Consider the following 21,053-nt stretch of genomic DNA (forward strand, 5'->3'; position numbering starts at 1 on the left):
GGATGCTGCACATTTTGTGCATCGAGCATACTTAGGATTTTTATGGTGTTTTACAAGAACATTTATTTGTTCACCATCTGGACGAAAACGATTTATACTAAAAACGGATGATTGCTAGACTTTTGCCCAGGCAAAAATCTTTGTATATCAATACTTCTGGCGATTTTAAAACTAAAGCTGCAACCCGTCTTTAGTATAATGTTTTAGGAGCAATTAATGCAGTCACTAAGGAAATAATTACGATAACAAATGAAACTTATATTAATTCAGAAAGCATTTGCCAATTGCTATTTAAATTAGCAAATCTTGGTCTAGATATTCCGATTGTTCTAGTATTAGATAATGCTAAATACCAGAAATGTTACCTGGTACAAGACTATGCAAAACAATTAAATATACAATTATGTTATTTACCTTCTTATTCACCACAATTAAATTTAATTGAGCGGTTTTGGAAGTTGATCAGAAATGAATGTTTATACTCTAAATACTATGCTAATTTTACTGATTTTAAAACAGCAATCTCTAACTGTATTGTCACTGCAAACACTGACAAGCAAAAAAAGCTAAATAGCTTATTGACTCTCAATTTTCAGACATTTAAAAAAGTCCATGTTTTAGCCGTTTAGAGTATAACCACCTAAATCCTGATATCATCCAATCCATAATTCCTAAATAACTTAAATCACGACGGATAGTGGAGAGAATTACAAACCAAATGACAAACGTTGGTATTAGAATCGTTCCTTGACGATATTTACTTGATGAAACACTCGCCAAAGATTCTTTGATAATAGTTGATAAATGGGTTGCAATTGGTTGCAGATCATATTCTGTCGTCAACTGAGTAAGTAGCTGATGATGTTCTTTTTGAATTCCCATACAAAACTGTCAAACATAACTGGAAATAAACTTTTATAAAGCTTAAATATTCTTTCATGTTTTGTCAATATATAAAGAGGATCTCATTTAATATAACTACCGCACTGATCTAGTTTAATTGACTAAGGGACTGAAGTTACTCATCATGAATATCGGTATATAAAATTACTCAATAATATAAATAAATGGCCTACTCTTCTACTACTTAAATCAAATCTTTAATTGATGACACCAAAAGCGCGGACTATTTATTTTTTGAACAGCAGTGAGCTCAACCATATTCATCCCAAGGTGTCGAGCATAACTTTTCCCTGTGTTGTAGTTTACATTGGCACGTTCAGCCACCTCTTTGATTGTCCAACTTCTTTGTGCTCCAAGTTCTCTAATCTTTAGTCTAACTAGCCCTATTTTTATATTGACAAAGGCGAGATTCCAGCTTTTGATAATTAATCAGGTGGGACTCAACCTACAATATCAACATCAAAAGCGATCACACGTCCAGCCTAAAAAACTAACAGAGCGATCGCTACTTTTGATTTTGAAGGCAAACAGCATAGAAGGTGACTTCCATACCTAACTAAATTAAAGGTTTATCCCTTTTTCCCTGTCGTCCCCTATCTACCCCCTGTTGTGGTGCAGACATGATTTGCTTTTGCTGTTCTTGTAGCCAGGTTTCAAAAAGTTCATTCAGAAGACGCACTTTCATAAATTCATCCAGTTGTGCGGGAATAAATTTTTCCAGCCGCAAAATCACAAACCATTCAGCGATGCGTGTAGGGGGCAATATCTGACCTGGTTGACTGCTAGAGAGCATTTGTACCATTACAGGATGTAGTGCATTCAGTTCAATCGGGCCAACTAAACCGCCAGTTTGGGCTTCTGGCCCGAGTGAATATTCCCGCGCCAAGTCAGCAAAAGAGTTTTCTTTTGCCTGAATCCTGAAGTAGAGTTCTTGGGCAATTCCCACATCTTGGGTTCGCAGTAGGGAATAAATTACTTTGTCCAGTTTTGTCTTGGACTGAAAAAAGTAAGATTCTAGTTTGTTACCCCAAGTAGCTTGCTTGAATTTTTCAATTTTCAGCTTACGAGTGGTAATGACTTCTAGTTGATCGGAAGTCAGCCCTTGATGTGCCATCCAAGCGTGGATGTCTTCTTCATTTTTGAATTGTTTTTCAGCGTAAAACTGCTGTTTAGCTTGGGCTATTTCCTCAGGTGTACACTCTATTGCTACTTTCGCAAGGTGTGAGTTTTGCTCTATTGCCTCATCGATGATCAATTCACGCTGCAACTGTGGCAGCATTTGGTAACTTGCCAGCAAGGAAATCAATTCACTAGCTGCGATTGTACGATTACCGATTTGGATCGCTTCAGTCATTAGCTTTCAGGCATCTTAAGAATATCTAGTTTGTTAAAGAAGCTATACCATAGCCCAATACGGTTCAGTTAAGACTAAAATCCTTTGTCAAAGGCAATTTTTTTAACGAACCACAGAGACGCAGAGGGCACTGAGAAAAGAGACAAATGCTTAACCGAACTGTATTGTACCATAGCCCATTTATTAAGAGCTTTCACCTTAATCTTAACGAGTTAGATTATGCTAACCTCACTTTCACAATAATTAAATAGTTACTTGCTAACATACTTAAAAATATACAGTTTATGTGAGTTTTTATCAAAGATTCTACGCAAATATACTGCTTAAACCTCTTGTGATTACCTGCATTTCTTAGAAGGCTGATGAAATTTGGGTTTTAAAGTTTAAGGATGATTCTCATTTATAAATTTTTATTGAGAATATTCACGCAAGAATCAGGGTCATGTAATCTGCTTTGAAAGCGATCGCCAGTTGAAAAAAAATGTGTCTAATGACAAGCCTTAAGTCCTGGGTCTATTAAAAGTTGTTAGAGATAGAAAAAGACAGCACAACCTATGCTGCTTTTTCCATTTGTGTATCCAGCAACCAAAAATTCTCAAATCTACAACGACTCTAAATAGTTCAGAAGATCCGCCATTTCTTGGGCACTAGGTTGGAATTTTGGCATTGGCGGTGTTTCGCCACTGATCACTTGATGAATCAGTCCATACCGAGACTTGTGCTTGGAAACACCTTGCAAGCTGGGGCCCACTCGCCCGTCTGCTTCCAAGCCATGACAACCAGCGCAGTTAATTTGAAAGATCGCGTGTCCTTGAATTGGGTTTCCTGTTAAGGATAGAACACTCTTGACGTATGGATCGGAGGCTTGAACTAACTGAACACCAAAAAAGCCTAAAGGGACTGCTAGCAGTGTGGCCAGCATCAATAAAACGATCCGCTGAATCAATATTTCAGGTTTGGTAATCTGGTTATCCAAAAGGTTTGCTGTGAAAGTCTAGGTGTGCTAAAAAGTTTTCATTTCCTACACATAGCTTAAAAGTTCTTGATTGTGTCTGCAAGCACAGAAGACTATTTTTTTGTAAGCAATTGGGCAGTTGCGCTTTAAAAAGGCTGTAGAGCGCAGGATTCATCCGAAATTTGGTAAAATCAAAAGCAAGCAACGAATATTTAATCATTACAAAGAGGAGATTTCCAGTGGTTGAACCCCTGCTATCAGGTATTGTCCTTGGTCTAGTTTTCGTCACCCTTGCTGGACTGTTTTACGCTGCCTATAGGCAATACAAGCGCCCCAATCAGTTAGGAGGATAAGGGAGTGCTAAGTTAGGAGTTAGGGGTTAGGAGTTATATTGTTCCTCATCTCCTTTATCCGCCCCTAATCCCTCACTCCGAATTCTGTAGAAAGTAAGTGATGTGTTGCCGTAAACTTTCTGGCGGCAAATTTCCCAAGCGGGAATCTCTGGTGGTGTCCAACCTTGTGAGGCGTGTTCAACTGCGATTTCGCCGCTAGGATCTAAAAGTTGATGGTGAGCGATCGCTTCTAATACTGGTTGGTACAATCCACTGGCATAAGGTGGGTCAAAGTAAATTCTATCGAATTGCTTGCCCGATAAAGTCTTTAACTGCTGAGTAATATCTCCCCGTAATACCCGAAATTCCTGGTCGGCATTAGCTACCTGTTGCCAATTTTCTTGGATGGTGGCACAGGCTCGGCTCGATTGTTCTATTCCCACTACCAGGCTGGCTCCTCTACACAAAGCCTCTGCGCCCATTGAGCCAGTACCAGCGCATAAATCTAGCCAGCGACAACCTGTAATTTCTCCCTGCCAAATATTAAATACTGCCTCTCTTACCCGCGCACTAGTGGGTCTAGTTTCTTTTCCTGGTAAAGTTTTTAGCTGGCGATTGCCGTAAATTCTCAAACTCATTGGTTATTAGTCATTAGTCATTAGTCATTAGTCATTAGTCATTGGTCATCAATTGTAGACAAAAGACAAAGAACAAATGACAAAAAGAATATTAGGCAGGAATTTTTTCGCGGACTTGAGCAACGAAATTAGACAGGATTTGCAAGCCGATATTAGAGGATTTTTCGGGGTGAAATTGGACTGCCATCAGGTTTTCATGGGCGATTGCAGCTGTGACGGTTTGAGTCCCGTGAGTGACGGTTGCTGCACGGATTAGGGGGTCTATTGGGTCAACATAGTAGGAATGGACAAAATACACCCAAGGATCGGACGGTAAATGCTCCCACAAAATACTTTTTGGTTGAGTCACTTCCAGCTGATTCCAACCCATGTGAGGAATAGTAATGTCGGGTTCTGAGCGAAACCGCCGCACTTTTCCTTTGATAATTCCTAGTCCTGGTTGCGTACCTTCTGCACTTGATTCAAAGAGAATTTGCAATCCTAAACAAATTCCCAAAAAAGGTTTACCAGATGCGATCGCTTCTTTAATGGGTTGTTCTAAACCACGCGATCGCAGGTGTTGCACTGCTGGATCAAATGCTCCCACTCCTGGTAGGACTATAGCATCTGCCTGCTCTAATTCCTTTGGAGAATAAGTAACATTAGGAGTTGCCCCAGCTTTTTCCAAACCTTTACAGACTGAGTGCAAATTTCCCATCTCGTAATCTACGACCGCAATCACTGGCATTTACCTGCTCCTTGTAAAATTATTATGGAGGGTTTTTCTATTCTAAATAATATTTGTTATGAAGAAAAGAATTCTATTAACTTCTTTTGATATTTGGCTAAAGGATCAACAGTCAAATTCATCTGATGATTTATTACTTGAAGTTACCAAACTCGATCTGATACCGCATGACTTAACTTTTTTACGCCAGTTACCCGTAGATGTGCAACTTGCCAGTGTCCAGGTAATGGAAAAAATCAATGCAATCCAACCTGATTACATCATCTGTTGTGGCATGGCTGCAAGCCGTACACAATTAAGTGTGGAAGCCGTTGCTAGCTATGGAGAAATTGTTTTACAGACAGAAGTTGATTTGGAAAAATTAGTGGCGGGAGCCGTGGCAATTGAGATTAGCCACGACTGCGGTAAATTTGTTTGCGAGGGTCTTTACTATTCAGTGTTGGACTACTTAAGCCAAAATAAACTCACGGCACGTTGTATTTTTGTCCACGTTCCGATTCTTAATCAAGAAAATTTGATGGGTATTCTTGCCGATTTCGTATTAATTATTAACAAACTGGCACTTTCATCAAGTTGTTAATGTCTGTATGGTGAAAGAAATATCTAAGTATATGTTGCCATTGTTACTAATTTTTCCCATCGCTCAATTAACTCCTGCTACGCCACCACCTGAAGAAGTTAGTTGTACAACCACAAGAAGTACGACCTTTACCAGGTCAATTGGATACAGTGCCAACGTTTAACAGCAATAGTCCAGAATTGGTTTTGAAAGAAGGAATTTTACTTTCCACCTTTCCACCAGATGGGAAAAAAGTGCCAACGGCGCATCTGAATTTTCCCTTTCGAGGACGATTTGATATTTTTGCTCACCACATTACGAAAGCTGAACCAGCAGATAATTTGCGATCTCTTTATTTAGGGATAATTTTGCATAACCCTAGTTCGGAATCGGTGAAGGTGAATATTTGGCAGGCGGCGAGTTATTTAAGTCAACCGGATGCACCATTTATTCAGTTACCATCTTTTAGCCAAAATCTTTTAGGTACAGTTTTTGCAGGTCCTGGCGATCGCGTCATGTCTGATGTGCTTCGGGGAGTGCGACAAGAGATTTTTCCTGCTCAAATTGAGATTCCAGCAAAGCAAAGTCGGATGTTACTCAATTTGCCAATTCCTGTGCAGGGATTGACACCGCCCCTCAATGGTCGGTCTACATTGATCCGACTGCAAAGTAATGGCACTGTCTATGCAGCTAGCCTCGCTATGTTTGCACGAGTGAATCCTGATGGCAGTGAGCAATCGCCTACCTTAGAAGAGTGGCAAAATTTACTAGATAATGGCGATTTAGCAGGGCCACGAGATAAAGCGCCCACTTCCTTAGAGGGAACTGACAAGCCAAGAATTTATGGGCGTGTAGCCGGAGTGGCTGCTGGTTCACGATGGAGAGCCTTATTAGTAGATAATCCTAAAGCTAGGTATCTAACTATTCCCCAGCCTGGTCAAGCGTTTTCCTACGCTCTGAGTACCCTGCATGGGGGTACATTAGGAACTGGTCAAATTCAAAGTGCTACTATGCTGGTGCGCTATCCTGACACCGCATATCGCGCTCATGGCAACTATGGAATTCAATATAATCTCAAGTTGCCGCTATACAACAATACTCAAAGTCCTCAAACTGTTAGTGTGTCGATACAAACACCACTCAAGGAGGATCAGTTGGGAAAACCAGGGCTACGCTTTCTAAGTACACCAGCCCCTCAAGTATTCTTCCGGGGAACGGTGCGGGTACGTTATAAAGATGAGCAAAATCAGCCACAAACTCAGTTTGTGCATTTAGTCCAAAAGAGAGGTCAACCAGGGGAACCATTAGTTTTATTAAATATGAAAGCAGGCGATCGCTCTTTAGTAGAAGTAGACTTTCTCTATCCGCCGGATGCTACACCACCACAAGTATTAACAGTTTCAACTCAGGCTGAACCTCGGTAATGAATGATGGGTAATTAGGTAGGCAAAAACTCAGCAAATAAAGCTCTACTGCTGATCAACTTTGTACGGTCAAGCCAGAGGCTCGTCTGATATTAAACAGTTAGTTATGGCAGAGACTTACAATGCTTATTGATAGTAGGCATTGTATTTACAACACAAATACTATTTAAGAACCATTCCAAATTGTAAACGCCTATTGAAGTTGTAATAATAGATACTATGACTACTAAGGTAGTAGTCCAAGGTTTGATTTCATGGATAGATTGTTTTCTTGATATGGATTATAAAGAGTGTATCTCCAAATACATTACCTGAATTTAACTATGACAAGCAATATTGTTCTTAATTATACATTTTAGAGACGTAGCAATACTACGTCTCTAAATTCTTTTTCGGAAATGTCTATTTATTAACCTCGTTGAAAACCCTTTGCTGGCTTTTGTTGCCCCTTAGCCTTTGGCTTAGATTTGTTAACTTCTCCTAAGGCTTCCTGAAATAAGTTGTGCAAATGTATGGGTACACTGGCAATATCTGGTAACTCTGGCTCAATAGGTTTGTGGAATTCTTGCAAAAGTGTATCCAAGTCACTTGCAAGCCTAAACTCTGGACGTTGCAAAAATGCTTGTAACACATTTTCTAATTGAGTTGGATACTGTTGCGCTAATCGATGCCAGATAAAAGCATTAATACTTTTATCTTCAAGGTAGTAACGAACTAGTTTTTCCGCCCCTTGAACACTTTGCCAATCCTCTACCGCTAAAATTGCTTGTACCTTACTATATGTTGGTAAAAACATTTGTCCCCAACGGGGATGAGAAATAGCCGTTACCTGTTCTGCTTTCTTGAGTTCAGCAGGTAAATCAACCTTTGGCATCACCATTTTGCTATTACCGCTTTTGCTGTTAAACATTTGAGAGACTACGTTAGAATCAGCACCAAATTCTTCTGCTGCTGCTTTGATTTCATCGTCTCCAATGCCCGCTGCTTCTGCCACCTCAGCCAGAGATTTAGAAGTATCAATTCCTGCGGCGGCAAAAGTTTTTTCAGTAATTACTTCTTGAAATTCCGCTATTTTCTTATTAAGATGGTATCCAGATAGTGTGATTTCGTCAGTGCCAAAAAAGTCCACAAACTGCTGATGATATTGTGCTACTGACTGCCAAGCTTCTTCTAGCAAATCTGGAGCATCGCTGTAAAGATTACTTTTATAATTCTCTTTGAAATTGCCAATTGCTACAGCAAGTTTTGGTTTACCTAATTTACCCATGATTGTGTAGGGGCCAGAAAACATCCAGTAGCTATCGGTGACAGGAGAAATGCGAGTTAGCAATATTTCTCCGACTTTCAACCGAGATATTGCCTGTAATGTTTGAGTATTGTTTGGCTTGACGATGTAGTGTTTATCTGTCAACCAGTTGGTCAATTCAAAGCCATCAGGTAAAATATTGGTTATGGCAAATAAGCCAATAAAACTATGATGCCAACTGTTGATCAGACTGCGATCGCTTTCTTCTAAATCTGGATGGCTTTCGATAAACAAGTCTAACGGAGACTGATCACCGACTTTCCCATCTGTCAGAAAACTATCAATGATTAAGTCTTGCTGTGTACTATCTCCACTTCCACGGCGCGACTGTGCTGCTGCATAAGTTTCCAGTGCTTTTGCTAGTTCCCCTTCAGCATCAAGGACAAAATCAACTAAGGCTTGTTTTAATTGGTGCGATCGTTCTAATATGACATCCACAAGTTAATCTCTCGGTGCAATAGATGTAGATTATAGCGTTTGAGAGAATTACAACATCTAGCAATAGCTAGATTTATGGTGACGTGTACTTAGCTAATTTAGCCTTCAAGCTTCTCTTAAACTAGATATAAGGCATCACACAAGGTCATTACAGATGGTCGCAATTCCAAATTCTAGCTATATTTCCCCAGAAGACTATCTCAGAGAAGAAGAAACTAGTCCTATCAAGCATGAATATAGACAGGGACAGGTTTATGCAATGGCAGGGGCAAGTAATGCTCATGTCATTATTTCTCTTAATATTGCTTCAATGCTGAGAAATCATTTGCGCGGGAGTGGTTGTCAGGCTTATATTTCAGATACCAAAGCACATATTGAGTCAATTAACATCTATTACTACCCCGATGTGATAGTAAGTTGTGACCAACGAGATAGAGCTTTTAACAACTTTCTGCGTTATCCTTGCTTAATTGTAGAAGTGCTATCTCCGACAACAGAAGCCTTTGACCGAGGTGATAAATTTGCTGACTACCGACAGATAGATTCACTTCAGGAATATGTACTTGTGAGTCAAACTCGATTAAATGTTGAGTGTTTCCGTCGTAACTCAGAGAGACAATGGGTACTTTATCCTTATGGACAAGAAGATATCATTCATTTGGCAAGTTTAGATTTTCAGTGTGCTGTTGCAGATTTATATGAGGATGTTACTTTTGAATCGCCCTAATTGATTGACCAGATCGAAAGCCAGAAACCAGAATCTTGAGGATTTAAAAATGTGTTTTTAGAGAACAAAATAAAAAGGCAAAAGAAAATCTTCTTTTGCCTTTTTGCTTTTTAATAGAGACGTGAAATTTCTAGTCTCTATTCATCATCAAAATCATCTTCGTCGTCTTCCTCTTCTTCCTCATAATCGTCGTCGTCTGCGACTTCATCGGCGATTAATTCATCTTCGTCATCTAGAACTGACCTTTCTGCACGTCTGCTGCCAAAGCCAGATTCCCCAAGAGTAGGAGAATCTAAATTATAGGTGCGAGCTGTGCGGTCATCTAAGACCATATCTAGAGGATCGTCAACTTCATCTAAGACACTACTGCTAATCTCAGCAGCATAATCTTCGATCGCACCAGGTTCATCATAGGTATTGTACCCAGTACCAGCCGGAATCAATCGCCCGATAATCACGTTTTCTTTTAATCCGCGCAGCCAGTCAGATTTACCTTCGATAGCTGCTTCGGTAAGTACCCGTGTTGTCTCTTGGAAGGATGCGGCGGAAATAAAGCTGTCGGTGTTCAAGGATGCTTTGGTGATCCCCAACAACACTGGGGTATACTGTGCCCTAGCACCGCCTGTAATTGCCATAGCTTCGTTCACCTGCTCAACTTGGCGCAGTTCCACCAATTCGCCGGGAAGCATGGTGGTGTCACCACCATCATCAATCCTGACTTTGTTGGTCATCTGGCGAACAATCACTTCAATGTGTTTATCGGAAATATCAATCCCTTGAGACTGATAAACCATTTGCACTTCATTCACCAAGAAGGTTTGTACCTTCTGCAAGGCAAGGCTAGCACAAGCATAGATTCCGTCTTCAGAACCCAGGCTAAAGAAGATTTCCAAAATTTCATGAGGATTTGATGGGCCATCAGTCAACGGTTGTCCCGCTAATACCAGTGAGCCATCTGGCACAATCAAATTTTGTCCTGGCCCCAGAGGATAATCTGTCACCACGCCATTTGATTCTACGACCTTAATAGCGATCGCTTCATCACCACCCTCAGCGTAAACTACCTTAACTTCACCCGCCCGACGACATAAAATGCACGCTTCTTTCGGCTTACGAGCTTCCAGCAGTTCTTCAATCCGGGGCAAACCTTGAATGATATCTCCAGTTTTGGCGCGTTCAAACACCAGCAACACCAAGTTATCACCCCGTTGTACCAAATCGCCGTCTTCTATCTGCAACACAGCACCAGGGCTGACTCGGTAAGGGCGACCAATACGGGTAGTAATAACATAGTTCTGAGTTTGAAGTGAGGAGTTAGGAGTTTCGGAATTAACTCCTAACTCCTCACTCTTAACTCCTAACTTTTTAACGTCCACTACTTGCCCTGATTCTGGGGCAAAAACTCCAGGAGCAACTTCTGCACCTTCTACTAGCAAGTCACCCACTTTCACCTTGGGCTGAGTACTAGTATTAATAGTGAGCCTGTCAACGTCGCGTAACACCAAGCAACGGCGCACGTTTTCAGTTCCTTTTTTGACACCCCGCACTTCCCCACCTTCTTTACACAAGATTTGGGTACGTGCGACTACAGAACCAGGGGCGATGGTTAGCCCATCGTGTACCTCAAGTGTCGTTTGGGTGCTACCTTGGGTGGCATCAGCGGTAATGTCTCGACGAATTACCAAGGATTCTAAAATCACCAGTTGCAAGCGTTGAACTTCTGGGTCTTCAGTATCCTGCACCAATTCAATATCTGCTGCCAGGGGTGAAGCATTATGGTCTTGTTCCCCTTCTTGCTCAATTTCTAGCACTAACTGGGTTCGCAGTAGTTCCACACCTTCAACAGATTTGACGCGTTCTGAATCTTTGTAAGGTAGTCGCTGCACAGCCCGCAACTGAATCGATCGCCCAGTTTGTTGACTTACCGATGTTGTTGATGGCACATCTGGATTATCCGGTACGGCAAACTCAACTACTGGACGACTCAACAGGGCAGGACCTTCAGGAGTCTCCACATACTGGATATAACGCAATTCCGTGGCGACATTGCCTTGGAATTCCTCACCTGGTTGGATGAAGGTGTTATCTCGCCCGATAACTGATTCTGGATCGTCCACCATCAGCAGTTCCCCTGGCTTCACCACAACTTCCCGCAGGATGTCGTTTTTCTGGGTCACTTCGATCACACCACTGTTTTGGCAGAAGATATCCTTCACCACTTCAGTGCCAGCTTCGACAAACTGACCGTCTTCTACTAACAGCAAGGAGATATCTTTGTTAACTTCGTGGCTTTCTTCAGGAATCCACAACAGGGTACCGCCCTGCACAACTTCATAACCCAGCTTGGCTTTACCCTTTTTCTGGACTTCGACACCCGCGAATTTCAGGAATCCACCAGTGGTTGTGCGATAGCGGTCATCAATTAACTCAGCTACTACTTGACCATTTTGCACTTTTGTGCCTGGTGTAGCCCGGAGGTTAAATACCTGATTGTTGCCAGTGGAGACTAAGTAGTTATTGCGACCTTGAGAACTTTGGACTGTCACGGTTGCCTGGTCTAAGACCACAGAAGCAGTGATAATCTCAATTTCTCTGGTACTCTTACCTGGGGTGGCTTCGGGCAAGCGCACCACACCGCCGTGCAAACTGGCTAACTTAGTTTCAGCTAAAACTCCATTAGCAGCGATCGCATCACCATTTTTGACAATCAATTCAGCCCCTGGCGGCAAGTTGTAAACTTCCCCAGATAAAATCCAAATCAACCCCCCCCGTGCGGCTGTGGTTGTGGTGTTACCCTGACGGTCAGTTTTTTGTTCTGGAACGACTTCGGCAAATTGCACTTCCCCTGCCAAGTCAGAGGCGACATCTTTAACTGCTTTTTCTGTATTAGTCCGAGTTGTCCGTCCACCAAGGGCAACCTCTGCCAACAACTGACCTTGTTTTACCTTATTTCCATCAAATACATATAGTGTTGAACCTTGAGTCAGATGAACCTCTTGGTTCTCTGGGGTAACATCACCTTCTTTTTTCGGCTCCAAAAGCATGATGCCATTAGCTTCAACATAGAGGGCATCTTCCCCGTGGCGGGTACGATACGTTCTAGTCTTCAATTTGCGGGGAAGCTTGACAGTTCCATCGATTTTAGAACGAACTTGTTGCGCCACTTCTCCAGTAAACACCCCACCAGTGTGGAATGTCCGCATGGTTAGCTGAGTACCAGGTTCACCGATACTTTGGGCAGCAATAATCCCCACAGCTTCGCCCAAGTCTACCATCTTAGCGTGGGCCAAACTCCAGCCGTAGCAGTGTTGACAGACAGAACGTGCGGCTTCACAAGTTAGTGGCGATCGCACCACAACTTCACCCACCCCAGATTTTTCAATTTTCTTCGCCAAATCCTCAGAAATTGGGGAATTGCGGGCGGCAATCAATTCTTTTGTTACCGGATGCACCACATCTTCGCCAATTACCCGTCCCATCAAACGGGTGGCTAGAGGAATCAAGGTTTTAGCACCTTCTGTCATTGGCCGAATCGCCAGACCTCTGGTGGTGCCGCAGTCAAATTCCCGAATAATTACATCCTGGGATACATCCACCAACCGACGGGTGAGATAACCAGAGTCAGCCGTCCGCAAGGCAGTATCCACCAATCCTTTTCTGGCACCGTAAGACGAAATAATGTATTCCGTCACAGTTAATCCTTCACGGAAATTGGTTTTGATGGGTAAATCGATAATTTCCCCTTGAGGATCTGCCATCAGTCCCCGCATCCCCACCAACTGCCGCACTTGAGAGATGTTCCCCCGTGCCCCGGAGAATGCCATCATGTATACAGAGTTCAGGGGATTAGTCTTCTTGAAGTGGACGACTACTTCATCTTTCAAGGCTTCACTAGTACCATTCCAAGTATCGATTACCTTTTGGAAGCGTTCTACTTCAGTGATTTCTCCCCGTTGATAACGGGTTTCAGTAGCGCGAATTTCTTCCTCGGCTGCTTCTAAGAGCAATCGCTTAGTTGGTGGTATCATCAAGTCATCTACACTGATGGAAACCCCTGCTTTGGTAGCGTAGCGAAACCCCAAATCTTTCAATTTGTCCGCCATCACTGCGGTTCGCGCTGTACCATAATTCGTAAAGGCCCAAGAAATTAAATTTCTCAGTTGACCTTTGTCAACCACGCGATTGCGAAAAATCATTTTTTCGTTAGTCATTAATCTTATGGATTTTGGATTTTAGATTTTGGATTTTAGATTTAGCAATTTTGGATTTGGCAATTATTGGATTTTGGATTTTAGATTTGTAATCCAAAATCCAAAATTTAAAATCTAAAATATTTTAGATTTGTAATCCAAAATCCAAAATTTAAAATCTAAAATTTGCTAACTTGCTAGTGCTTCCTGAATGGCATTGTTGTAAATAACGCGGCCAGGGGTTGTGTATATATACTGCGAAAGTACATTGCCTTTAGCATCAAGTCTGACTCGACGGAACTTATAGAGTAATGTGCGAGTACCATCCTCGTTTTCCGTCACTTTCACGGGTTCCGTATCCGGTTGGTCTGATTCTATTTCACCGTCAAACCGCACGTAAATATAGGCGTGCAAGTCAATTTGATCTTGCTGGAAAGCCATAATTACATCCTCTAGTGAAGAAAAGTAATTTCCTGCCCCTTTTGTCGCACCAGGATTTTCTGCTGTTAAATAATAAGCTCCCAACACCATATCTTGGCTAGGCGTGATGATGGGTTTACCTGTGGCTGGTGACAAAATATTGTTAGAAGCCAACATCAACAACCGCGCTTCTGCCTGACTTTCTAACGACAGAGGGACGTGTACTGCCATTTGGTCGCCATCAAAGTCGGCGTTAAACGCTGGACACACCAGAGGATGCAGTTGAATTGCTCTACCTTCTACTAAAATCGGTTCAAAAGACTGAATACCCAAACGGTGCAATGTTGGTGCCCGATTTAGCATTACAGGGTGTCCTTCAATCACCTCTTCCAGCACATCCCAAACACTGGGATCATTACGCGATATCAGCTTTTTCGCAGCTTTGATGTTATTCACCATGCCGCTACGAATCAAGCGGTTAATTACAAATGGTTGAAATAGCTCAATTGCCATTTCTCTAGGCAAACCACACTGGTGAATTTTCAGCTTTGGCCCAACCACAATAACCGAACGTCCAGAGTAATCAACCCGTTTACCTAACAAGTTTTGTCTAAAACGTCCTTGCTTACCCTCAATAATGTCAGACAAAGATTTTAGGGGTCGGTTATTTGCCCCTACCACAGTGCGTCCCCGACGACCATTGTCAATTAAAGCATCCACTGCTTCTTGCAGCATCCGCTTTTCGTTCCGCACGATAATCTCCGGTGCTAAAATTTCTTGCAAGCGTGCCAAACGATTGTTGCGGTTAATTACCCGCCGATACAAATCATTTAAATCGCTGGTAGCAAAGCGTCCGCCATCTAGTTGCACCATTGGGCGCAAGTCGGGAGGAATCACGGGAATAACTGCCATTACCATCCACTCTGGTTTGGAACCGGTGGCGATAAAGTTGTCAATCACCCGCAATCGCTTAATTAACTTGGCTCTCTTTTGCCCCTTGGCGTTGCCAATTTCTTCCCGTAGGCTTTCGGCTTCTTGTTCCAAATTAATATCGGCAAGCAAACGCAACAGCGCTTCCGCCCCAATACCTACCTCTACGCCTTGCAGCACAGAATCTTCGCTATAAATTTGGTCTTCTATTTCCAACCACTGGTCTTCACTCAGTAGTTGTTTGTAAGTTAAAGTTTCGGCATTTCCTGGACTCAGGACAACATAAGAGTTGAAATAGACAATCTGCTCGACATCCCGCAAGGGCATATCCAACAGGATGGAAATATAGCTAGGAATGCCTTTGAGATACCAGACGTGAGCTACTGGTGCAGCGAGTTTAATATAGCCCATGCGGTGGCGACGCACCCGTGACTCGGTGACTTCTACCCCACAGCGCTCACAAACAATACCTCTGTGACGGACTCTTTTATACTTGCCACAATGGCATTCCCAATCTTTTGCGGGGCCAAAAATGCGCTCACAAAATAAGCCGTCCATCTCTGGCTTGAGAGTTCTGTAGTTAATCGTCTCTGGCTTGGTAACTTCACCGACTACTTGACCGTTGGGCAATGTTCTCTCGCCCCACTGCCGAATGCGTTCGGGGGAAGCCAAGCCGATTTTTACGTAGTCAAACTGATTAGTTTGGGCAGGTCTCATCGATTTTGGATTTTGGATTTTGGAAAATGGAATTGAAACATTGCCAGCAAGATTCGGAAAATTGGATCGTAGATTTTAGATTGTTAATCCAAAATCTAAAATCTAAAATCCAAAATTTATTTATTCGTCATCATCCAGCGATTCGCGGGAAAGAGATTCGTAAGTGGGTCGAGGAGGTGTGCGACGGGCTGATTGGTCTGCCATCAAATCGACTTCCACATCTAGGGAACTGCCGTCTGCTTGGGTTTCTACCTTATGTACGGCAATGTCTAACCCCAATGATTGCAACTCGCGCATTAACACCTTGAAGGATTCTGGTGTTCCTGGTCGAGGAATTGCCTTACCTTTAACGATCGCATTTAAGGCTTCATTCCGCCCTTGCATATCGTCAGATTTAACTGTCAGCAATTCCTGTAAGGTGTAAGCCGCACCAAAGGCTTCCAATGCCCACACTTCCATTTCTCCAAACCGTTGACCACCTTGTTGGGCTTTACCACCCAAGGGTTGTTGAGTCACCAGTGAGTAAGGTCCAGTGGAACGAGCGTGGATCTTATCATCCACCAAATGCACCAGTTTCAGCATATAAGCTACACCGATGGTAATTGCTCGGTCAAAGGGTTCACCTGTCCGACCGTCATACACCATGATTTTGCCTGGGTTATCTGGGTTATATACCCAGTCTTTCCCTGTTTCGTCCCGGGCTTCTTGCAATTTGCCATGTACGATTCTCCGGGATGTCTCTTCACCGTACATTTCGTCAAAGGGAGTAATCTTAAATCGGACTCCCAAGGTTTGACCAGCCCAACCTAATAAGCACTCAAATACTTGTCCGACGTTCATCCGACTGGGTACACCCAAGGGGTTAAGTACAATGTCTACTGGTGAACCATCGGGCAAATAAGGCATATCTTCCGCCGGTAAGATCCGAGAAATAATCCCTTTATTACCGTGGCGACCTGCCATTTTGTCCCCAACTTGGATTTTGCGTTTTTGGGCAACATACACCCGGACTACCATATTGGCTCCTGGTGGTAGTTCATCACCTTGTTCACGAGTAAACAAGCGCACGTCAACTACGCGCCCTTTTTCACCATTGGGTACTCGCAGGGAATTATCCCGCACATCCCGCGCTTTTTCACCGAATATCGCCCGCAATAGTTTTTCTTCTGGTGGTTGGTCTGATTCACCCTTGGGTGTGACTTTTCCTACCAAGATATCACCAGCTTCTACCCATGCCCCAATGCGAATGATTCCCTGTTCATCCAACTGGCGCAAGGCATCTTCCCCGACGTTGGGAATTTCTCTAGTGATTTCTTCTGGCCCCAGTTTGGTTTGTCTGGCTTCAATTTCATATTTTTCAATGTGAATTGAGGTGTAGACATCATCCTGCACCAGTCTTTCCGAAATTAAAATTGCGTCTTCGTAGTTGTAGCCTTCCCAAGGCATATAGGCAACAACGATATTTTGTCCTAGCGCCAATTCACCGCCTTCGGTGGAGGAGCCATCAGCCAATACCTGACCAGCAACAACCCGTTCCCCAATGCGGACGAGAGGTTTCTGATTTAAACAGGTGTCTTGGTTGGAACGTTGATATTTGGAAAGGGTGTACTTAATTTCTGGAGTATTCGGTTTCGGACGGACGCGAATTTCTGTAGCATCCACATAAGTGACATCGCCATCGGTACGCGATACAATCACCATCCCGGAGTCTCTTGCTCCTTGGGCTTCCAAACCAGTACCCACCAATGGACGCTCTGGCTTCAGCAGGGGTACTGCTTGCCGTTGCATGTTCGATCCCATCAGCGCTCGGTTAGCGTCATCATGCTCCAAGAAGGGAATCATGCTGGTTGCTACCGATACAATCTGTACGGGAGACACCGCTACGTAGTCCACTTGTTCTGGTGTTGTGGTAGCCCAATCTTGGCGATAGCGCACTGGCACTTGCGGCCCTTTAATATAGCCATTTTCATCTAATGGCACATCCCCAGTAGCAGTACGTAGGTCGTCTTCTTCGTCTGCTGTCATGTACACTGGTTGTAGGTCAAATCGTACCCGCCCATTTTCCACAGGTCGAAATGGTGTTTCTAGGAAGCCGTACAGGTTCACCCGCGCATGGGTTGCTAAGGAGCCAATCAATCCGGCGTTGGGGCCTTCTGGTGTCTCAATGGGGCAAATACGTCCATAGTGGCTAGGATGAATATCTCGCACGGCAAATCCGGCACGTTCGCGGGTTAAACCACCGGGACCAAGGGCACTCAGACGGCGTTTGTGGGTCAGTTCTGCTAAGGGATTGGTTTGATCCATAAACTGACTTAACTGGCTGGAACCAAAGAATTCTTTAATTGCTGCTACCAATGGTTTGGGGTTTACCAAGGAAGCGGGAGTTAACACTTCGGCATCGGATACGGTCATCCGTTCCCGAATTATTCTCTCTAGGCGGTTTAAGCCAACCCGCACTTGGTTTTGCAGCAACTCACCGACGCTTCTCACCCGCCGATTGCCTAAGTGGTCGATATCATCGATATTACCAATGTCATATTCTAGGTTGATGAGGTAATCGACGGCTGCCAAAATATCCCCAGCAGTCAACACCCGCATGGTGTCTGGGACAGAAAGGCGCAATTTCTTATTGAGCTTGTAACGTCCGACGCGACCAAGGTCATAACGTTTCGGGTCAAAGAAACGAGAGTCGAGGAGTTGTTGTCCACCTAATACTGTGGGTGGTTCACCAGGACGTAGTTTGCGATATAACTCCATCAGGGCTTCTTCTTCGGAGAATTGCCCTTCTTTTTCGATGGTTTTTTGGAAATATTCGGGGTGGCGTAAGGCGTCAAAGATTTCGTTGTCTGATAACCCTAAAGCCTTTAATAGTACCTGCGCTGAGAGTTTGCGGGTTTTGTCGATGCGTACCCACACCAAATCGTTACGGTCTGTTTCAAATTTCAGCCATGCTCCCCGGTTGGGAATTAAGCTAGCTGAATAAGTACGCCGCCCGTTTTTGTCTATTTCTGATTTGTAGTAAACTCCTGGCGATCGCACTATTTGGTTGACAATTACTCGCTCGGCACCGTTAATAATAAACGTGCCGCGATCGGTCATCAAAGGCAAATCACCAATGAATACCTCTTGCTCTTTGATTTCCCCGGTTTCTTTATTAATCAACCGTGTGGGAACATACATTTGGACGGCATAAGTGCTATCCCGCCGTTTAGCTTCTTCGACGCTGTACTTTGGCTCTTTGAGTTTGTAGTTATGACCTAAAAAGTGCAGTTCTAATTTACCCGTATAATCTGTGATAGGACTAAAGGAGTTAAGTTCTTCTATCAGCCCTTCTTCTAAAAACCAGCGAAAGCTTGATCGCTGGATTTCAATCAAGTCGGGCAATAGAAAGGCGGGTTCCATATATGTTTCTTTAGTCATGCCTCTACCTTTGTCAACCTGGTTAAATTTTCCCTTGGACACTGCTGTTTGACGCTTCCCACTGCTAGCCAGTGTCCTTAGCTGCTTGGGAACTTTTTCTTACACACTTGCTATTTACACGTATGGGCAAACACAGCGATTAAATCTAGCTAGAATGAGCAATCTTGACAAGGGGACGATCGCTCTTAATGAGGAGTGTAGAAGCGTACAAGCAAGGAATAATTTGCTGAAAGCATTTACAGTCCGCACCCAATGCCCCATGCCCATTTCAATCAGAATATACAGTTGAGATATTCCTGAATTTGATCTAAGTTTCCTCACTTTCCCTCCAAAAAGCGCGTTAATCTACTGACGCAGCTCCACCCAGTGTGTCTTAAATCCACTCCGTTGTTTATACTCTCAGTGATATCTTAGATATCCTAAGACTGAGGGAATGATCCGCACTTCGCCGATTTTGAATCAGAATCACTTCATTTTGCTGGATTGTACTCACAAGGCAATTTTGTTTAACGATTTTCAATAGATTTAATAGACACTCAGCTGATGTTGTGCAAAAGTCTAGCTCAATTTGGGTTGGCACGGTTAGTCATGTGTGGAGTGCATCCGCTTGTAGAGATTGGGTGGATGGCCAAGCCATAATAGCACGGAAAATTCAGATGAGAAGTTTTAGGCTCCTTCCTTTATCATTATGACGCAAGCAAAATGTTTTTGAGGGAATAATATTAGCATATTTTTGTCCCCCTATAGGTTTATTTTTTTTAGCACAACTTAACAAAAGATATTAGGACATATTCTATACTTACAACCCAAATAATTTGCAGGCATTTTGGGTGGTTTGATGGGCGATCGCCTCTACAGTTTCCTGACGCAATTTAGCTACTTGTTCGGCTACATAAAGGACGTAAGCCGGCTCGTTGCGCCTCTCGCCCCGTTTCGGAACTGGAGCCAGAAATGGACAGTCTGTTTCAATCAGTAGGCGATCGCTACTTACCATCGCTGCTGAAGATTGTATGGCTTTGGCGTTTTTGAACGTTACCGTTCCGCTAAAGCTGATGTAAAAGCCTAAATCGAGAAACCATTGGGTTTCTTCTGGCGTTCCTCCCCAGCAATGCATGACACCCCGTACTCTTTCCCCTTTGAGTTCTCGCCATTTTTGCAACACTTCTCTGGTTGCCACGGCAGCATCCCGACAGTGGATAATCACTGGTAAGTTGAGTTCAGAGGCGATCGCTAACTGTGACTCGAACACCATCAGCTGATGCTCGTAGTTATCAGCTTTGTAAAAATCCAGCCCCATTTCCCCAATTGCTACCACATTCGAGTCAGAACTTGCTAAATTTTTGATTTTCTCGGCTGTGTCGTTATTCCATTTTTCAGCATCTAAAGGGTGTAAACCCACAGCGAAGCTGATTTCGGGAAACTCTTGGGCTAGGGATTGAATACTGGCAAACTCCTCTGGATGAACACAGGAATGTACTAAACGCACTACACCTGCTTTTTGCCACCGCGATCGCACTGTTGCTAAATCCGGCTGGAAACTATCAAAATTGAGATGTACGTGCGTGTCTATCAGTTGCATCTTTTGTCCTACCCTGCGGGAAGCCGCTGGCGCGTCTATGTTGTTTGTCCTTAGTCAAAAATGACAAAGGACAGATGACCAATGACTACTCAGCTGTTTGGGTGAGGGGTTTTAGTCTGTGAGCCAATCTTGACTTTTTCCTTGCCCCATTGTTGGGGTGAAGGACACCCCGTTTAATCGCTTTGTCGATTTTGCCGTAAGCCTCAGATAACCTGGTTTGTACTTCTTGTTTTAATTCTGGGCTAGGATTAGCTGTATAGGCAGCTACAGCATTAATGTATTTCTTGATCAGCGTCTTGACTGCTGATTTGTAAGCTTTGTTACGCAGTCGGTTACGTTCTGCGATTTCGGCACGCTTGAGAGCAGACTTTGTATTCGCCACAGTCAATTCCAAAAATACTATTAATTATGTACACACACTACTAGACTTACTA

General features: G+C 43.3%; 15 protein-coding genes and 2 pseudogenes. 6 read left to right on the top strand and 11 right to left on the bottom strand.

Annotation, left to right across the window (positions count from 1 at the left end):
* A pseudogene (locus V7K76_RS17435) lies at positions 1-629 on the top strand (IS630 family transposase); the annotation flags it as partial.
* Here V7K76_RS17435 and V7K76_RS17440 read toward each other — a convergent pair.
* Positions 601-882, bottom strand: a complete 282-nt coding sequence (locus V7K76_RS17440; RefSeq protein ID WP_334779548.1) for a hypothetical protein — start codon at positions 880-882, stop codon at positions 601-603. The pseudogene V7K76_RS17435 and the gene V7K76_RS17440 sit on opposite strands and share 29 nt — an antisense overlap.
* A 439-nt stretch (positions 883-1,321) precedes the next feature.
* Between V7K76_RS17440 and V7K76_RS17445 the strand changes: the two genes are divergently transcribed.
* Positions 1,322-1,459, top strand: a complete 138-nt coding sequence (locus V7K76_RS17445) for a hypothetical protein (RefSeq protein ID WP_334952331.1) — start codon at positions 1,322-1,324, stop codon at positions 1,457-1,459.
* On the opposite strand, the gene V7K76_RS17450 is transcribed toward V7K76_RS17445, so the two are convergent.
* Positions 1,460-2,257, bottom strand: a complete 798-nt coding sequence (locus V7K76_RS17450; protein WP_334779551.1) for a peptidylprolyl isomerase — start codon at positions 2,255-2,257, stop codon at positions 1,460-1,462.
* 601 nt (positions 2,258-2,858) lie between these two features.
* Entirely contained in the window at positions 2,859-3,233 is a 375-nt protein-coding gene (locus V7K76_RS17455) for a cytochrome c (RefSeq protein WP_334779552.1), read from the bottom strand.
* Positions 3,234-3,451: 218 nt separating this feature from the next.
* Here V7K76_RS17455 and petG point away from each other — a divergent pair, with 218 nt between their 5' ends.
* Complete coding sequence (gene petG, locus V7K76_RS17460; protein ID WP_179067834.1) at positions 3,452-3,565, top strand: cytochrome b6-f complex subunit V; 114 nt, start codon at positions 3,452-3,454, stop codon at positions 3,563-3,565.
* 26 nt (positions 3,566-3,591) lie between these two features.
* Here petG and rsmD read toward each other — a convergent pair whose 3' ends face one another.
* A complete protein-coding gene (rsmD, locus tag V7K76_RS17465) occupies positions 3,592-4,182 on the bottom strand; it encodes a 16S rRNA (guanine(966)-N(2))-methyltransferase RsmD (protein ID WP_334779554.1) in 591 nt (196 codons plus the stop codon).
* 91 nt (positions 4,183-4,273) lie between these two features.
* The gene (hisH, locus tag V7K76_RS17470) at positions 4,274-4,909 is read right to left on the bottom strand and encodes an imidazole glycerol phosphate synthase subunit HisH (protein WP_109006740.1); all 636 of its coding nucleotides are present in this window, start codon (positions 4,907-4,909) and stop codon (positions 4,274-4,276) included.
* Between the two features lie 58 nt (positions 4,910-4,967).
* Here hisH and V7K76_RS17475 point away from each other — a divergent pair, with 58 nt between their 5' ends.
* Together V7K76_RS17475 and V7K76_RS17480 are read left to right on the top strand one after the other, a co-directional pair.
* On the top strand, positions 4,968-5,489 hold the full coding sequence (locus V7K76_RS17475) for a pyroglutamyl-peptidase I family protein (protein WP_334779555.1): 522 nt from the start codon (positions 4,968-4,970) through the stop codon (positions 5,487-5,489).
* 31 nt (positions 5,490-5,520) lie between these two features.
* Positions 5,521-6,892: pseudogene (locus tag V7K76_RS17480) on the top strand (DUF3370 domain-containing protein).
* A 409-nt stretch (positions 6,893-7,301) separates the two neighbouring features.
* Here V7K76_RS17480 and V7K76_RS17485 read toward each other — a convergent pair.
* Positions 7,302-8,636 (bottom strand): hypothetical protein, encoded by a 1,335-nt coding sequence (locus V7K76_RS17485; protein ID WP_334779556.1) that lies wholly within the window; start codon positions 8,634-8,636, stop codon positions 7,302-7,304.
* A gap of 154 nt (positions 8,637-8,790) precedes the next feature.
* On the opposite strand from V7K76_RS17485, the gene V7K76_RS17490 reads away from it, so the two are divergent.
* The gene (locus V7K76_RS17490) at positions 8,791-9,363 is read left to right on the top strand and encodes a Uma2 family endonuclease (RefSeq protein WP_334779557.1); all 573 of its coding nucleotides are present in this window, start codon (positions 8,791-8,793) and stop codon (positions 9,361-9,363) included.
* Between the two features lie 137 nt (positions 9,364-9,500).
* On the opposite strand, the gene V7K76_RS17495 is transcribed toward V7K76_RS17490, so the two are convergent.
* From V7K76_RS17495 to rpsT, 5 genes are all read right to left on the bottom strand, one after another.
* Positions 9,501-13,574 (bottom strand): DNA-directed RNA polymerase subunit beta'', encoded by a 4,074-nt coding sequence (locus V7K76_RS17495; RefSeq protein ID WP_334779558.1) that lies wholly within the window; start codon positions 13,572-13,574, stop codon positions 9,501-9,503.
* 168 nt (positions 13,575-13,742) lie between these two features.
* Positions 13,743-15,620 carry a DNA-directed RNA polymerase subunit gamma gene (locus tag V7K76_RS17500; protein ID WP_334779560.1) on the bottom strand — a complete coding sequence of 626 codons (1,878 nt, stop codon included), beginning with the start codon at positions 15,618-15,620 and terminating at the stop codon, positions 13,743-13,745.
* Between the two features lie 120 nt (positions 15,621-15,740).
* Positions 15,741-19,040 carry a DNA-directed RNA polymerase subunit beta gene (gene rpoB, locus V7K76_RS17505; protein WP_334779561.1) on the bottom strand — a complete coding sequence of 1,100 codons (3,300 nt, stop codon included), beginning with the start codon at positions 19,038-19,040 and terminating at the stop codon, positions 15,741-15,743.
* Between the two features lie 799 nt (positions 19,041-19,839).
* Complete coding sequence (locus V7K76_RS17510; protein WP_335029903.1) at positions 19,840-20,619, bottom strand: TatD family hydrolase; 780 nt, start codon at positions 20,617-20,619, stop codon at positions 19,840-19,842.
* 85 nt (positions 20,620-20,704) lie between these two features.
* Positions 20,705-21,001, bottom strand: a complete 297-nt coding sequence (gene rpsT / locus V7K76_RS17515) for a 30S ribosomal protein S20 (RefSeq protein ID WP_334695566.1) — start codon at positions 20,999-21,001, stop codon at positions 20,705-20,707.
* Positions 21,002-21,053 lie beyond the last annotated feature (52 nt).

The organism is Nostoc sp. (assembly GCF_036917975.1).
Lineage (GTDB): Bacteria > Cyanobacteriota > Cyanobacteriia > Cyanobacteriales > Nostocaceae > Nostoc.

Excerpts from the sequence above, each read along its gene's own strand:
- V7K76_RS17440 (WP_334779548.1), bottom strand. The coding sequence starts at position 882 with ATGGGAATTCAAAAAGAACATCATCAGCTACTTACTCAGTTGACGACA.
- V7K76_RS17450 (WP_334779551.1), bottom strand. The coding sequence starts at position 2,257 with ATGACTGAAGCGATCCAAATCGGTAATCGTACAATCGCAGCTAGTGAA.
- rsmD (WP_334779554.1), bottom strand. The coding sequence starts at position 4,182 with ATGAGTTTGAGAATTTACGGCAATCGCCAGCTAAAAACTTTACCAGGA.
- hisH (WP_109006740.1), bottom strand. The coding sequence starts at position 4,909 with ATGCCAGTGATTGCGGTCGTAGATTACGAGATGGGAAATTTGCACTCA.
- V7K76_RS17475 (WP_334779555.1), top strand. The coding sequence starts at position 4,968 with ATGAAGAAAAGAATTCTATTAACTTCTTTTGATATTTGGCTAAAGGAT.
- V7K76_RS17490 (WP_334779557.1), top strand. The coding sequence starts at position 8,791 with ATGGTCGCAATTCCAAATTCTAGCTATATTTCCCCAGAAGACTATCTC.
- V7K76_RS17495 (WP_334779558.1), bottom strand. The coding sequence starts at position 13,574 with ATGACTAACGAAAAAATGATTTTTCGCAATCGCGTGGTTGACAAAGGT.
- V7K76_RS17500 (WP_334779560.1), bottom strand. The coding sequence starts at position 15,620 with ATGAGACCTGCCCAAACTAATCAGTTTGACTACGTAAAAATCGGCTTG.
- rpoB (WP_334779561.1), bottom strand. The coding sequence starts at position 19,040 with ATGACTAAAGAAACATATATGGAACCCGCCTTTCTATTGCCCGACTTG.
- V7K76_RS17510 (WP_335029903.1), bottom strand. The coding sequence starts at position 20,619 with ATGCAACTGATAGACACGCACGTACATCTCAATTTTGATAGTTTCCAG.